Raw genomic sequence first — 14531 nt, forward strand, 5'->3', positions numbered from 1 at the left:
TGTACACTTGTGTGTGTGCAGCTCCGGTACAACTACCGCGTGTACCCGACGCCTGGCCAGCAGATCGAGCTGGCGCGGGCGTTCGGGTGCGCGCGGGTTGTGTTCAACGACGGGCTGCGCCTGCGTCAGCAGGCCCGGGAGGCGGGGGAGAAGTACATCTCCGACGGGGAGCTGTCCCGGCGTCTGATCACCGAGGCGAAGGCGACGCCGGAACGCGCGTGGCCGGGAGAGGTTTCCACCGTGGTGTTGCAGCAGGCACTGGCGGACCTGAACACCGCGTACCGCAACTTCTTCAACTCGATCACGGGCAAGCGCAAGGGCCGCAAGGTCGCACCTCCCCGGTTCCGCTCCCGCAAGGACAACCGGCAGGCCATCCGCTTCACGAAGAACTCCCGGTTCAAGGTCCTCGACAACGACCGGCTGCGGTTGCCGAAGATCGGCGACCTCGCAGTCCGCTGGTCCCGGACGCTGCCCTCAGACCCGTCATCGGTGGCGATCATCCGGGATGCGGCCGGACGGTACTTCGCGTCGTTCGTCGTGCAGACGGGCGAGGACGAGGCGTTACCGCCGGTCGACTCCGAGGTCGGGATCGACCTGGGCCTGACCCACTTCGCGGTGCTCTCGGACGGCACGAAGGTGGCGGCGCCGACGTTCCTGCGCCGGGCCGCGCGCAAGCTCAAGCGGTTGCAACACGACCTGTCCCGCAAGCAGAAGGGCTCGGCCAACCGCAAGAAGGCCGTCGTCAAGGTCGCACGGGCGCACGCCCGGGTGGCCGACATGCGGCGGGACTGGCAGCACAAGCTGTCCACGGCGATCATCCGCGAGAACCAAGCGGTGTACGTCGAGGACCTGTGCGTCGTCGGTCTCGGCCGGACGCGGCTCGCGAAGTCCGTGCACGACGCGGGCTGGGCCAGCTTCACCGCCATGATGGAGTACAAGGCCGCCCGGTACGGACGCACCTTCGGCCGGGTGGATCGGTTCTTCCCGTCCACCCGCATGTGCTCCGACTGTGGCCGGATCAACGAGAAGATGGCGCTCAACGTCCGAGCGTGGGACTGCCCCTGCGGGGCAGCCCACGACCGGGACGTGAACGCCGCGAAGAACGTCAAGGCCGCCGGGCAGGCGGACTTCAACGCCCGTGGAGCGCACGTAAGACCGGGGCTCGTCCCGGCGGCGCGCAACGAAGCGGGAACCCACCCGGACGCCGCGTGTTCCACGCGCAGCGTGGAGGGAATCTCCGTCCCTTAGGGCGGAGAGGATGTCAAACCATCTCGGCGCAGGACCCGCCCGAGGTGATCATGATGGAGCGGGAGCGGCAGGCGAGGTCGCTACCCCGCCAGGAGCAGATGGTGGCTCTGTACGAGGAGGAGCAGCGGGTGATGCGCGAGTGGGTGCCACTGGCCCAGTTCGGCGTACCGGACGAGGAGTACGTCAACGCGCGGTTCCTGATCCGCCACGACGACCTCGCCGCCCGGCGGTTCGACCGGGTGCTGTCCTTCTGCGAGTTCACCGAGTGACAGCCGGAGCGGCTCAGACCAGCGTGCGGACCGCCCGCAGCGCCGCCTCCACATCCTGCTCGCCGTTCGCGATCGTCGCGCCGAAGCGCAGGTACGACGGCCGGTAGGGCGTGCTGCTGGCGATCACGCCGGCCGACCGCAGCCGGTCCACCGCCCGGTCCGCCGGCACGCCCGGCACCTCGCAGCAGACCACCCCGGCGGACAGGTCGGCGTCGCGCGGCGTGACCAGCCGGACGCCCCGGATCCCGGCCAGCCCCTCCTTGAGGAGGTCCGCGAGTTCCCGGGTGCGCCCGGCGACCCGGGCCGGGCCGATGCGCCGGTGGAACGCGAACGCGTCGGCGAGCGCCCAGCGGTGCTCGAAGCTGTGGTAGCCGCCGGGCGTGTGCGCCGGGCCCGGTGGCACGGGCTGCCCGCCGGTGCCGCCGGCGAGCCAGCGACCGATGCCGCGCCTGTCGAAGCTGGGGATCACCGGCGTCATCCGGGCCCACGCCCGCTCGGCGGCCCAGACCAGGCCGGTGCCGCGCGGCCCGAGCAGCCACTTGTGGCAGCCGGAGACGAGCACGTCGCAGCCGAGCTGCTCCGGTGTGGACGCGTCGGCGCCGAAGCCGTGCACCGCGTCGAGGCAGAGCAACGCCTCCGGGCTGCGCTCGCGGACCGCCTCGGCCAGCCGGCGTACCGGCAGCTTCACGCCGGTGCTGGAGTGCACCCAGGTCAGCGCCACCACCCGGGTACGCGGCGTGAGCGCCGCGGTCAGTCCCGCGACCATCTCGTCCGCCCCGGCCGTGGCCGCGTCGCGGTAGAGGCGGGCCCGGCGTACTGTCACCCCGTCGCGTTCGGCGCGCAGCCGCAGCGACTCGTGGGTGGCGTAGAAGTCGTGCTCGGTGGTCAGCACCTCGTCGCCCGGTCGCAGTCGGATCGCGCTGTAGACCAGGCCGAGGCCCATGGTCGTGGAGTCGGTGAGCGCGATGTGGTCCGAGCGGGCGCCGAGGTGCCCCGCCGCCGCGGCGAGCACTGCCCGGTCCAGCCGTTCCTCGTTCGCGGCCAGGTAGCCGGAGGCGTCCCGGTCGAGGCCGGCGCGGTGGGTGGCCACGGCGGCCCGTACCGGGGCCGGGTGCGGGGCGAAGACGAACGTGGCCAGGTGCGCCCGGGAGCGGTCGAGCGCGAACTGGGCGCGGACGCTGTCCCAACTGGCCGGATCCAGGGCGGGCGCGTCGTCGGACACCGCGGTCCCGGCCGCCGGGCGGTCCGGGTCGCAGCCGGTGGCCAGGCCGGTGACGCCCGCCGCCGCTGTGGCGCCGAGCAGGTGCCGCCGGGTCAGGCGCCGTCGGGTCGGATGCATGGGGTCAATCGTCCGCTGTGCATGTCACGGCCGGGTCACCGCCCCGGGACCGGTGATTTCACCGATGCGCGTCGGCGGTCCGGGCACGGATGCTGACGCATGTCGATGTAATTCCGGCGCAAGGAGTGACCGACGTGCCCACCGCCCGTTCCCGTACCCCCGTCCGTGCCCTCGCCCGTCTCGCCGTGGCGGCACTGCTCGCCACCGGCGGCGCCCTCGCCGTCCCGGCCGCGGCGAGCGCGGCCAGCCCCTACGAGCGCGGCCCGGCGCCCACGAGCGCCATCCTGGAGGCCAGCCGCGGCCCGTTCGCCACCTCGTCGATCAACGTCTCCTCGTTGAGCGTGACCGGCTTCGGCGGCGGCGTCATCTACTACCCGACCAGCACCGCCGAGGGCACCTTCGGCGCGGTCGCCATCTCGCCCGGCTACACCGCCTCCTGGTCCAGCCTGAGCTGGCTCGGACCGCGGATCGCCTCGCACGGCTTCGTGGTGATCGGCATCGAGACCAACACCCGGCTGGACCAGCCGGACAGCCGGGGCCGCCAGCTCCTGGCCGCGCTGGACTACCTGACCCAGCGCAGTTCGGTGCGCGGCCGGATCGACTCCTCCCGGCTGGCAGTGGCCGGGCACTCGATGGGTGGCGGCGGCAGCCTGGAGGCCGCGGCGGCCCGGCCGTCGTTGCAGGCCGCCGTCCCGCTCGCGCCGTGGAACCTGGACAAGACCTGGTCCGACGTACGGGTGCCGACGCTCATCATCGGCGGCGAGAGCGACAGCGTGGCACCGGTGGCGAGCCACTCGATCCCGTTCTACAACAGCATCCCGGCGTCCTCGGAGAAGGCGTACCTGGAGCTGAACGGCGCGAGCCACTTCTTCCCGCAGACCGTGAACACGCCGACGGCGAAGCAGACGGTCGCGTGGCTGAAGCGGTTCGTCGACGACGACACCCGCTACGAGCAGTTCCTCTGCCCGGGCCCGACCGGGTCGGCGATCGAGGAGTACCGCAACACCTGCCCCAGCTCCTGATCCCCTCCGCTCCCGGGGTGGTCGCCACGGCGGCCACCCCGGGAGCGTGTCCGCCTCTTTTCCGACGGGTTGCCCATCTGTGACACTGCATGCATGGTTTCTGCATCGACAGTGCATATAGCCTTGCGGGGCCGGGACGACGAGTGCGACGCGATCCGCCGGCTCCTCGACCGCGACGACGGCGGCGCCCTGCTGTTCCACGGGCCGCCCGGCTCCGGGCGCAGCGCGCTGCTGGCGTACGCCCGCAGGTGGGCCGGGCAGCGCGCGGTGCTCGCCGGCGGCGGCCTGGCCGACGAGGCGACACTGCCCTACGCCGGGCTGCACCGCCTGCTCGACCCGGTGCTGGACGCGGACACCGCACTCCCGGTGCGGCAACGCCGGCTGCTGCGCCGGGCGCTGGGCGGCGACGGGTGCCCGGCCGAGCAGCGGCTGGCCCTGGCCGCGGCGGTGCGGTCCCTGCTCGCCGCCGTGGCGGCGGACCGCCCACTGCTGTGCACGGTGGACGACCTCGACACCGGCGATCCGCAGAGCGCCTGGACGCTGGCCGTGGTGGCGCGCCGGCTGCGCCGGCTGCCGGTGGCGATGCTGCTGACCGCGACCGCCCCGGCCACTGTCGACGGTGTGCCGGCCCACGGGCTGCGTCCGCTGGACGCCCACGAGTGCCACGCGATGCTCGCCGGACTGCGGGAGCGGCCACCCGCGCCGGTGGCCGCCGCACTGGCCGCGCTCAGCCGGGGCAGCCCGGCCGCGCTCGCCGACCTGGCCGGCACGCTCACCCCCGCCCAGTGGCGGGGCGAGGCGCCGCTGCCCGACGCGCCGCCGGTGGACGGCGCGCTCGCCGCCGCGTACCGGGCCCGCCTGGACCGGCTGCCGGTGCCGACCCGGCGGATGGTGCTGCTCGCCGCGCTCGACCCCGGAGACGACCCGGGCACGCTGGTGCGCGCCGCGTGGGCGGCCGGCCTGACCGTCGAGGCGCTCGCCCCCGCCGAGGCCGCCGGCCTGCTGCGCACCGGGCCCGGCGGGGCGACGTTCCCGCACCCGCTCGCCCGTACGATGATCACCGCCGTCGCGCCGCTCGCCGACCTGCGCGCGGCCCACCTGCTGCTGGCCGGCACGCTCGCCGAGGGCGCGCTGGGCCGGGCGCTGCGCCACGCCACCGCCGCCGACTGTCCCTCCGACGTGCTCGCCGCCGAGCTGACCGCGGCTGTCGACGAGGTGCCGGACCGCGCCGCCGCGGCGGTCGTGCTGCGCCGCGCCGCCGAACTGAGCCCCGACCCCGGCCGCGCCGCCGAACTGACAGTCGCGGCCGCGCGGTGCGCCTGGACAGCAGGCGACCCGGACCAGGCCCGAGGGCTGCTGCGACGCCTGCCCGGCGCGTCGCCCGCCGAGGGCCGGGCCGACCTGCTCCGCGGCGACATGCAGCTGCGCTGCGACGCGCCCGCCGCCGCGGTCGCCACGCTGCTGGGCGCCGCCGACGCGGTCGCGCCGGCCGACCGGCGGGCCGCGCTGCTGGCGCTGGTCCGGGCCGGCGAGGCCATCTGCGTCACCGGCGACCAGTACCGGTACGCCGAGGTGGCCCGCCGGGCCGAGGCGCTGCGGCGGCCCGGCGACCCGCCCGAACTCGACCTGCTGGCCACGTTCGCCTCGGGCGTCGGGGCGACGCTGCGGGGTGACCACGGGCGCGGCGGCCCGGCGCTGCGCCGGGTCGTCGTCATCGGCGGCCGGCTGACCGGGCCCGCGCTCACCCCCGGCGCGCTCGTCTGCGCCGCCGCAGCCGCCCTGCTGGTCGCCGTGGACGGTCCCGCGCACCGGCTCGCCGGCCGGGCGGTGGAGGTGGCCCGCGCACGCGGCGAGCTGTCGCTGCTGCCCCGGGCGCTGGAGCTGCGGGCCGTCGCCGAATACTGGCTGGGCCGGCACGAGGCCGCGGCGGAGACCGCCCGCGAGGGCGTACGCGCCGCTCGCGCCGGCGGCCAGCACGTGTGCGCCCAGGTGCATCTCGGCATCCTCGCCGTGCTGGCCGCGGTACGCGCCGACCGGGACGCCGCGCTGGCCCGGATCGCCGAGATCGGTGACGGGGCCGCGCCGGGGAGCCGGCCGGACGCGTACGCCCGCTGGGCGCTCGGCGTACTGGACCTGATCGACGGCCGGTACGCCGACGCGGTGGCCCGGCTGTCCGCGCTGGCCCGCACCCGCACCGGCCGGGGGCAGGTGCTGGTCCAGGTGATGGCCACGCCGTACCTCGTGGAGGCCGCCGCCCACGACGGCGGGCGGCCGGCCGCCGCGCTCGCCGTGTTCGACCACTGGGCCAGCAGTACGGCGAGCCCGTCGCGGCGGGCGCTCGCCGCGCGCTGCCGGGCGCTGCTCGCGCCGCGCGGCGGTCCGGAGGCCGAACGCGAGTTCCACGCGGCGCTGCGGCTGCACCCGGCCGACACCGACCGGTTCGAGCGCGCCCGCACCGAGCTGCTGTTCGGCCGCGAGCTGCGCCGCCGGCGCCGGCCCCGGGACGCCCGCGCGCACCTGCACCGGGCCCGGGAGGCGTTCACCCTGCTCGGCGCCGCCGTCTGGGCCGACCGGGCGGGGGAGGAACTGCGCGCGGCGGGGGAGTCGGTCGGGCCGGTGCGGCACGGCCCGGAGCAGTTGCTGACCGGGCAGCAACTGCACATCGCCCGGCTGGTCGCGGAAGGGGCGACCAACCGGGAGATCGCCACCCGCATGTGCCTGTCCACCCGGACCGTCGACCACCACCTGCGCAACGTCTTCCACCGGCTGGGCGTGCGCTCGCGTACCGAACTGGCCCGACTGCTGTCCTGACCGCCCGCCGCCGTCGGGCACCCGCGCGGCGCCGGTCGCCGCCGGGCCGGGTGCGCCGCCGGGGTCAGCGCAGTGCGGCCACCGCGGCGTCCGCGCCGCCGCGCCAGAGCACGCCGGCCTCGGTGAAGCCCGCCGCGCGCAGCGCGTCCAGGTGCCACGCCGCGGGCGGGTTCCACTCCGGGCTGTGCCCGGTCGGGTAGATCTGCCGCCGCTTCTCCACGAGCGGCCCGAGCACCGGATCGTCGGCCGCCTGCTCCCACCAGTCCGACCAGGACAGCGCCGCGCCCGCGCGGTGCCGGGCCGCCCGCTGCTCGCCGGCCCGCGTGTGCAGCCGGTCGGTCAGCGTCGGCATCCCCTCGTCGGGCATGTGGTCGGCGTTGACGAACACCCCGCCGGGGCGCAGCACGTCGCGGATCTCGCCGTACAACCGCGCGAGGCGCGGGCCGTCGAGCCAGTGCAGGGCGGTCGCGGTGAGCACGGCGTCGTAGTCGCGGTGCGGCAGCGCGGCGGCCCAGTCGGGCCGGTTGAGGTCGGCGGTCACCACAGTGGCCCGCCCGGCCAGCGCCGCCTCGGCGAGGGTGAGCAGCACCGGGTCGAGGTCGAGCACCGTCACCTCGGCGTCCGGCCGGCGGGCCAGCGTCCGCAGGCTGATCGATCCGGTGCCGCCGGCCAGGTCGAGCACCCGTGGCGGCCGGTCGCCGGCGACCGCCTCGACGGCGTCGAGCATCGCCGCGAAGCGGTGCTCCCGGTCGGGCAGGTACGCCTCCTGCTGCCGGTCCCAGCTCTCCTGCCAGGCCCGCACATCCAAATCGTAAGGAGTCATGCCGCTCACGATAGTTACCGCTGATGGACCTGTCGAGACTTGTTGCCAAAGTTTTGCAATAAGCGCCGCCGTCCCGGCGGCGTCACCGGGACCGGACGTGCGGCGGGTCGACGGTGACGAGCGGGTGACGCGCGCTGCGGCAGGGTCGCGGCACGACGACGGCACCGTTCGAGGGGGCTGCATGATCAGGACGATGCTCCGGCTGCGCGCGCGCACCGGCTGCGAGCCCGCGGTCGGGCCGGCCTTCGAGACGGTCGCCGGGCAGCTCGGCGCGCTGGCCGGCAACCTGCGGCACGAGCTGCTGCGCGACGCCCTCGACCCGCGCGGCTTCGTCGTCGTCACCGAGTGGGCCGACGACGCGGCACTGCGCGCGTACCGGCGGGGGCCGGTGGCGGCCCGCCTGGCCGACCTGCTCCGGCCGCTGACCGAGCCGGACGGCGACCCCGGCTACCCGCTGATGCGCGAGACCGGGGACGGGACGGGTCCGGTCTACGTGGACGTCGAACTGACAGTGCCGCTCGACCGGCTTGCCGAGTTCCACAGCGGCTACCCCGAGGTGGTCCGGCGGATGGCGGCGATACCCGGCTACCGCCGCGAACAACTGCTGCGGGAGCCCGGCTCGGACATCCACCACATCTTCGCCGAGTGGGACGGCGCCGCGCCGTTCCTCGCCTGGATCGGCGACCCGGCCCACGCCTCGGCGCAGGCCGGGCCGATCGCGCCGTTCCTTCTCGACATCCGGCGCCGGCTGTTCCACGTCGTGCCCGACGCGGACGGCCGCCGACAACCCACCACGGGCTGGGAGGCCGACGTGCACAGGACAACAGACGTACTCGTCGTCGGGGCGGGGCCCACCGGGCTGACCGCCGCCGTCGAACTGGCCCGGCGGGGCATCGACTGCCTGGTGATCGACAAGCAGGCCACCCCGCCCGGCCACGCCGACAAGGCGATCGGTGTGCACTGCCGGACCATGGAGATCTGGGAGGAGCAGGGCGTCGTCCGCGAGGCCATGGACGCCGGCATCTGGCTCACCGGCAACACGGTCTTCGTCAACGGCGAGCAGACCCACCGGATGAGCTGGGAACTGCCCGGCCTGCCGTACGCCCACCTCGGCCTGCCGCAGTACGAGACCGAACGGATCCTCACCGCCCGGCTGGCCACGCTCGGGGTCCGCCCGCAGCGCGGTGCCGAACTCGTCGACTTCACCCAGGACGCCGACGGCGTGACCGCCACAGTCCGCACCGCCGACGGCGGCACCGAGACGGTACGCGCGGCGTACCTGGTCGGCGCCGACGGCGCGCACAGCCGGGTACGGGAGCGGCTCGGGCTCACCTTCACCGGCGGGCTCGGCCGGTTCCCGCAACTGTTCATGCTGGTGGACGTCGACGTGGACTGGGACATGCCGGACGGGCACCTGCTGCGGTTCCTGCACATGACCGACGGGCAGATGGACGGGATGCTCGTCTGCGTACCGCTGCGCGGCGAGCACCGCTACCGCATCGCCACCCTCGCCCCGCCCCGGTTCTTCGCCCAGACCGGCGGACGGGACGCCCCGCCCGGGTTCAGCGAGGAACTCGACGAACCGACGATCGAGGACGTGCAGGCCGCGCTGGACCGCCTGGCACCGCCCGGCACCCGGGCGAGCAACCTGCGCTGGTCGTCGGTGTTCCGGATCAGCCACGGCATCGTCGACCGCTACCGCGACGGTCGGGTGTTCGTCGCCGGGGACGCCGCCCACCTGCACCCGCCGGCCGGCGGACAGGGCATGAACACCGGCATCCAGGACACCTGGAACCTCGCCTGGAAGCTCGCCCTGGCGGTACGCGGTCTCGCCGCGCCCGGCCTGCTCGACAGCTACGAGACCGAGCGGCGGCCGGAGGGCGAGGAGATCGTCGGCCGGGCGGTACGGATGGCCGGCACCGAGGAGGTGGACCGCGCCGACCTGGAACGGCAGTTCCTCCAGGAGATGTCCATGCTGCTCAGTTACGCCGGCAGCCCGCTGGTCGGGGAGACCGTCGCCGACCCGGCCGCGCTCGGTGACGCGCCCCGCCCCGGCGACATCGCGCCCGACGTCGACGGGCTGCGCCGGCGCGGCGTCGGCCACCCGCTGCGGCTGCGCGATCTGACCCGGGGCACCCGGCACACGCTGCTGCTCTACGCCGACCGCACGGTCGACGCGGGGCAGTTGGCCGCGTTCACCGGCCTGTGCGCCGACGCGCGCCGGCTCGCCGGCGGGGAAGTCGAGGCGTACCTGCTGCTCGACCCGGACGCCGACGAACCGCGACTGCTCGACCCGCCCGTGGTGCGCGACGCCGAGCGCCGCTTCCGCGCCGCGTACGGGCTGGACGGCACCGGCCTGTACCTGATCCGCCCGGACGGGCACATCGGGTTCCGGGGCGCGCCGGTCGACCCCGACGCGCTGCGCAAGCACCTGCACCTGGTGTTCGGGAGCGCCCGGTGAGCCGGGTCCGGACCGTGCTGTCGATGCGGACCCGGGAGGGCTGCGAGGAGCGCTTCGAGGCGGAGTGGCTCACCGCCGCCGCACAGATCCGCACCCTGGACGGCTGCCTGCACCAGGACCTGGTCCGCGACGCCGACGACCCGCGCAGCTATCTGATCATCAGCGACTGGGCGGACCGCGAGCGGCTCGACGCGTTCGGGCGCAGCTCGCACCGGGACCGGCTGCTGAGCATCATCCGTGAGCTGCGGGAGTCCGCCGACCGGCACACCTACCAGGTGCTGCACAGCGTGACCGGCGGGCCGGGGGAGGGGCGATGACCGACGACGTGGTGCCGGCGAGCGAACTCTACACCGACGCGTTCGCTGCCGACCCGTACCCCACCCTGGCCCGGCTGCGCGCCGAGCGGCCGGTCTGCCCGGTCGGCTCGCCGCGCTTCGACTCCTGGCTCATCACCCGCTTCGACGACGCCCGCACCGCGCTGACCGACCCGCGCCTGTCCAAGGACCTGTACGGACCGGAGCAGCACTACCTGAAGATCTTCGGCCCGAACTCCGAGGGTCTGAACCGCAACATGCTCAACTCCGACCCGCCCGAGCACACCCGGCTGCGCCGGGTGGTGTCGCAGGCGTTCGCGCCCCGGCGGATCGAGGCGCTGCGCCCCCGGGTGGCGTCGATCGTCGACCAGCTCATCGACAAGATGGCGCCGCACGGCGAGGCGGACCTGATGCACGACTTCGCCATCCCGCTGCCGATGACAGTCATCTGCGAACTGCTCGGCGTGCCGCCCGTCGACCACGGCCGGGTGCTCGACTGGACCCAGGTCATCCGCACCTCCGGCTCCACCAGCCGGCCTCCCGCGCAGGAGCGGGCGGCGGTGCAGGAGGCCCAGCTCCGGCTGCACCACTACCTGGCCGGGCTGGTCCGCGCCAAACGCGACGACCCGGCCGACGACATCATCGGCGCGCTGATCAAGGCGGTCGACCAGGACGGGACGCTGTCCGAGGCGGAACTGGTCACCACCACGTTCCTGCTGCTGTTCGCCGGGCACCAGACCACCGCCGACTTCCTCGGCAACGCCGTACTGGCCCTGCTGACCCACCCCGAGCAGATGGAACTGCTGCGCGCCACGCCGCGTCTGCTGCCCGCCGCGATCGAGGAGCTGTTGCGCTTCGACGGGCCGCTGCCCGTGGCCAGCCCGCGCATCGCCACCGAGGACGTCGACTACCAGGACGTACGCATCCCGCGCGGCGCGATCGTCGGGGTCGCGATCAACGCGGCCAACCACGACCCGGCGCACTTCGCCGACCCGGACCGGCTGGACCTGCGCCGCGTCCGGGGCCCGCACCTCGGGTTCGGTCACGGCGTCCACTACTGCCTGGGCGTCTCGCTGGCCCGGATGGAGGCCGAACTCGCGCTCGGCGCGCTGCTGCGCCGGCTGCCCGGACTGCGTCTCGGCGTGCCGCTCGCCGAGGTGCGCCGGCTCCCCGCCGCCTCGCCGTTCCGCGGCCTGCTGGAACTGCCTGTCACCTTCACCGCGTGACGGCGCCGCCGTCCGAACCCACCCACCAAGGAGCAGTCATGGTCTTCCGCAACGTGATCGTCTGTCACATGGTCCCCGGCAGCGAGCAGATCGTCGGCGGCGTGTTCGGCCACTACGACCAGGCCACCCGGCCGCAGGACCTGGGCGTCATCGGCCGGTACCTGCTGTCGCACCACGACCTCTACATCCACGTGATCGAGCGGGAGCAGGACCCGCGGATCTCCGGGCAGACCCGCGGCCTGCCCGCCTTCCAGAAGATCGCCGAGGAGATCGGCCCGTACGTCACGCCCTACCCGCGCTACTGGAAGAACCCGTCGGACTCGGTGGCGAAGGAGTTCTACCACTGGGCGCCCGAGGGCGAGCCGCCCGCCGACACCACGCTCACCGTGATCGTCGGGCGGATCAAGCCGGGCGCCGAGCCGGACGTGGCACGGGTCTTCGCCGAGTCCGACGCCGGGTCGCTCCCGGCCGACCTCGGGGTCACCGGGCGCTGGCTCTACTCGATCGACGACGTCTACGTGCACCTGCTCGAACAGGAGTCGTCGGCGGCCGAGGCCACCCGGGACCAGCACGGCGACAAGCCCGCGTTCGGCAAGGTGATGCAGGACCTGGGCCCGTACATCGAGCCGTACCGGCCGGACCGGTGGCAGGGCCCGCAGGACTCGGTGGCCACCGTCTTCTACCGCTGGCAGGCCCAGGACTGAGCGCCCCGGACGCGACCACGAGCGGGGTTTACAACCCGGTGACCCTGTGCCAGCCTCGTGGGCGCGCTCCCACGATCGCCGGCGGTGGCACGTCTTCCGGGAGCCGGAGGGCGGTGCGCCGTGACGGCGGCGGTGGACGTCGAACTGGTGACGGCGGCACGCCAGGGTGACCGGGCCGTGCTCACCGCGCTTCTCGCCGCCCATCTGCCGCTGGTGTACAACGTGGTCGGACGCGCGCTGGCCGGGCACGCCGATGTCGACGACGTGGTGCAGGAGGTCATGCTCCGCGTCGTCGAGCGGCTGCCCACGCTGCGCGAGCCGGACCGGTTCCGCGCCTGGCTGGTCACCATCGCCATCCGCCAGGTCCGCGAACACGCCACCTGCCGGGCCGGGGCCCGCCAGGTGCCGCTGGATCCGTACGCGGAGGTGCCGGATCCGGACGCGGACACCGCGGGCGCGGCCCTGTCCGAGGTGGACCGGGACGCCCGGCGACGGGACGTGCTCTCCGCGGTCGCCTGGCTCGACGCCGACGACCGTGAGGTGCTCGCGCTGTGGTGGCGGGAGCTGGACGGGGAGCTGACCCGCGGCGACGTGGGCGAGGCACTCGGGGTCGGCGCCTCCCACGCGGCGGTCCGGATCCAGCGGATGCGCTCCCGGCTCGCGCAGGCGTACACCGTCCTGGCCGCGTGGCGGGCCCGGCCGCGCTGCCCCGGCCTGGCCGTCGCCGCTCGGGCGTGGGACGGCACGCTCGTGCCGCTGTGGCGCAAACGGCTGAGCCGGCATGTCCTGGCCTGCCCGGCCTGCCTCGCCGCGGGCGGACGCCGCGGCACGCCGGAGCAGATCCTGCCCGGCCTGGCCGGGCTGGCGGTGCCGGCCGGCCTGGCCGCCGGACTGCGCGCGGCGCTCGAAGCGCAACCGGCGGTGGTGGCGGTCCCGCCCGTGGCGCCGGCCGCGGTGGGCGGCCTGCGGCGGGCGTTGTCGTCGAAGGCGGCGGTCGCCGCCGGCACGGTCGCGGTCCTGGCCGTCACCGCGCTCACCCTTGCCGTGCGCCATGAGCCGGACGGCCGGGACGGTGTGGTGGCCGCCGCGCCCACGCTCCCGGTCCGGGGCGGGCCGTCGGCCGCCGCAACGCCGTCCGCCGCCCCGTCCGCCGTCCCGTCGCCGCGTCCGTCGCGTGCGCTCACCGGCGTGACCGACGCCGACATCGTCGTCGCCCCGGACGGCAGCGACGACGGCGACGGCAGCCTCCGCCGTCCGTACGCCACGCTGAACCGAGCGGCCGAGGTGGTCCGGCCCGGCCAGACCATCGCCCTGCGCGGTGGCACGTACCGGATGACCGAACCGGTGACCATCGGTACGGACGGCACGGCGGACCGGCGCATCGTGCTCAGCGCATACCGGGGCGAGCGGCCGGTGCTCGACGCCGCCGCGGTGCCCGCGGACGCCTGGGCCGTCACCCAGCGGACCGCCTGGTGGACCGTGCAGGACATCGAGGTACGCGGCTCCCGCAGCCACGCCTGGGTCTGCCGGGCCTGCTCCCACACCGTGTTCCGTCGCCTGTCCGTGCACGACAACGCCCGTTCCGGCCTGACGCTGCGCGACCCGGGCACAGTGGGCAACCAGGTGCTCGACAGCGACTTCTTCCGCAGCTACGACCCGGCGGACCCGGGCGGCGCCGGCGTGGGGCTCGCGGTCAAGTTCGGCGACGGCGCGGGCAACGTGCTGCGCGGCAACCGGACCTTCCACAACGCCGACGACGGCATCGACCTCGGCGGCTTCGCCGACCCGGTCACCGTGGAGCGGAACTGGTCCTACGGCAACGGGCAGAACCGGTGGGGCGTGACCGGCTGGGACAGCAACGGGTACGGCTTCTCGCTCGGCGGCGGGGAACCGGTCCCGGCCGGTCACCGGGTGCGGGACAACGCCGCCTGGGGCAACCGGGGGCACGGATTCGGTGTGGAGGCCAACGCCGGCCGGATCGACCTCACCGGCAACACCGCGTTCCGCAACGGTGGCGCCGGCTTCGACCTGACCGGCGCCGGCGGCACGGCTCGGTGGAACCTGGCCCTGGACAACCGGACGCCGGCCCGCGGCGGTGAGCGCGTCGCCGCCACCGGAAACTCGTGGGACGACGACGGCTGGAGCGCCGCCCGGCTGCGGTCCACCGATCCGCGGACGGCCGAGGGGCCCCGGCGCGCCGACGGGACGTTGCCGTCCACCGGCTACCTGGGCACCGGCACCCGGCTCGGCGCCGACCTGACAGCCCGCTGAGGCGTCCGGCGGAAAACCGGCGCGAGAAAAAGCGTTGTCGCGG

Annotated in this window: 11 protein-coding genes; 9 read left to right on the forward strand and 2 right to left on the reverse strand. The window is 74.9% G+C overall.

Features of this window, described 5'->3' with window-relative positions:
* Positions 1–15 precede the first annotated feature (15 nt).
* Together ABD52_RS00310 and ABD52_RS00315 are read left to right on the forward strand one after the other, a co-directional pair.
* On the forward strand, positions 16–1248 hold the full coding sequence (locus ABD52_RS00310; protein ID WP_152748162.1) for an RNA-guided endonuclease TnpB family protein: 1233 nt from the start codon (positions 16–18) through the stop codon (positions 1246–1248).
* Between the two features lie 50 nt (positions 1249–1298).
* Positions 1299–1517, forward strand: a complete 219-nt coding sequence (locus ABD52_RS00315) for a hypothetical protein (protein WP_013286784.1) — start codon at positions 1299–1301, stop codon at positions 1515–1517.
* Positions 1518–1530: 13 nt separating this feature from the next.
* On the opposite strand, the gene ABD52_RS00320 is transcribed toward ABD52_RS00315, so the two are convergent.
* On the reverse strand, positions 1531–2856 hold the full coding sequence (locus ABD52_RS00320; RefSeq protein WP_047890397.1) for an aminotransferase class V-fold PLP-dependent enzyme: 1326 nt from the start codon (positions 2854–2856) through the stop codon (positions 1531–1533).
* Positions 2857–2990: 134 nt separating this feature from the next.
* Between ABD52_RS00320 and ABD52_RS00325 the strand changes: the two genes are divergently transcribed.
* Complete coding sequence (locus ABD52_RS00325) at positions 2991–3878, forward strand: lipase (RefSeq protein ID WP_047890432.1); 888 nt, start codon at positions 2991–2993, stop codon at positions 3876–3878.
* Between the two features lie 93 nt (positions 3879–3971).
* The gene (locus tag ABD52_RS00330) at positions 3972–6689 is read left to right on the forward strand and encodes a LuxR family transcriptional regulator (RefSeq protein WP_047890398.1); all 2718 of its coding nucleotides are present in this window, start codon (positions 3972–3974) and stop codon (positions 6687–6689) included.
* A 64-nt stretch (positions 6690–6753) separates the two neighbouring features.
* On the opposite strand, the gene ABD52_RS00335 is transcribed toward ABD52_RS00330, so the two are convergent.
* Positions 6754–7512 carry a class I SAM-dependent methyltransferase gene (locus ABD52_RS00335; RefSeq protein ID WP_013476471.1) on the reverse strand — a complete coding sequence of 253 codons (759 nt, stop codon included), beginning with the start codon at positions 7510–7512 and terminating at the stop codon, positions 6754–6756.
* A 181-nt stretch (positions 7513–7693) separates the two neighbouring features.
* Between ABD52_RS00335 and ABD52_RS00340 the strand changes: the two genes are divergently transcribed.
* The 5 genes from ABD52_RS00340 (at position 7694) to ABD52_RS00360 (ending at position 14488) form a co-directional block, all read left to right on the forward strand.
* Positions 7694–9973, forward strand: a complete 2280-nt coding sequence (locus tag ABD52_RS00340; protein ID WP_047890399.1) for an FAD-dependent oxidoreductase — start codon at positions 7694–7696, stop codon at positions 9971–9973.
* Entirely contained in the window at positions 9970–10290 is a 321-nt protein-coding gene (locus ABD52_RS00345; protein ID WP_047890400.1) for a putative quinol monooxygenase, read from the forward strand. The genes ABD52_RS00340 and ABD52_RS00345 overlap by 4 nt, the downstream gene beginning before the upstream one ends.
* Entirely contained in the window at positions 10287–11513 is a 1227-nt protein-coding gene (locus ABD52_RS00350; RefSeq protein ID WP_047890401.1) for a cytochrome P450, read from the forward strand. The genes ABD52_RS00345 and ABD52_RS00350 overlap by 4 nt, the downstream gene beginning before the upstream one ends.
* 38 nt (positions 11514–11551) lie before the next feature.
* Positions 11552–12217 (forward strand): TcmI family type II polyketide cyclase, encoded by a 666-nt coding sequence (locus tag ABD52_RS00355; RefSeq protein ID WP_013286776.1) that lies wholly within the window; start codon positions 11552–11554, stop codon positions 12215–12217.
* A 120-nt stretch (positions 12218–12337) separates the two neighbouring features.
* Positions 12338–14488: a sigma-70 family RNA polymerase sigma factor gene (locus tag ABD52_RS00360; protein WP_047890402.1), complete on the forward strand. Its 2151-nt coding sequence runs from the start codon at positions 12338–12340 to the stop codon at positions 14486–14488.
* Positions 14489–14531 lie beyond the last annotated feature (43 nt).

It is taken from the genome of Micromonospora sp. RV43 (assembly GCF_001029515.1).
Taxonomy (GTDB): Bacteria; Actinomycetota; Actinomycetes; order Mycobacteriales; family Micromonosporaceae; genus Micromonospora; species Micromonospora aurantiaca.

What these genes read in the sequence shown, in the direction of transcription:
- ABD52_RS00315 (WP_013286784.1), top strand. Translation starts at nt 1,299, where the DNA reads ATGATGGAGCGGGAGCGGCAGGCGAGGTCGCTACCCCGCCAGGAGCAG.
- ABD52_RS00320 (WP_047890397.1), bottom strand. Translation starts at nt 2,856, where the DNA reads ATGCATCCGACCCGACGGCGCCTGACCCGGCGGCACCTGCTCGGCGCC.
- ABD52_RS00330 (WP_047890398.1), top strand. Translation starts at nt 3,972, where the DNA reads ATGGTTTCTGCATCGACAGTGCATATAGCCTTGCGGGGCCGGGACGAC.
- ABD52_RS00335 (WP_013476471.1), bottom strand. Translation starts at nt 7,512, where the DNA reads ATGACTCCTTACGATTTGGATGTGCGGGCCTGGCAGGAGAGCTGGGAC.
- ABD52_RS00340 (WP_047890399.1), top strand. Translation starts at nt 7,694, where the DNA reads ATGATCAGGACGATGCTCCGGCTGCGCGCGCGCACCGGCTGCGAGCCC.
- ABD52_RS00350 (WP_047890401.1), top strand. Translation starts at nt 10,287, where the DNA reads ATGACCGACGACGTGGTGCCGGCGAGCGAACTCTACACCGACGCGTTC.
- ABD52_RS00355 (WP_013286776.1), top strand. Translation starts at nt 11,552, where the DNA reads ATGGTCTTCCGCAACGTGATCGTCTGTCACATGGTCCCCGGCAGCGAG.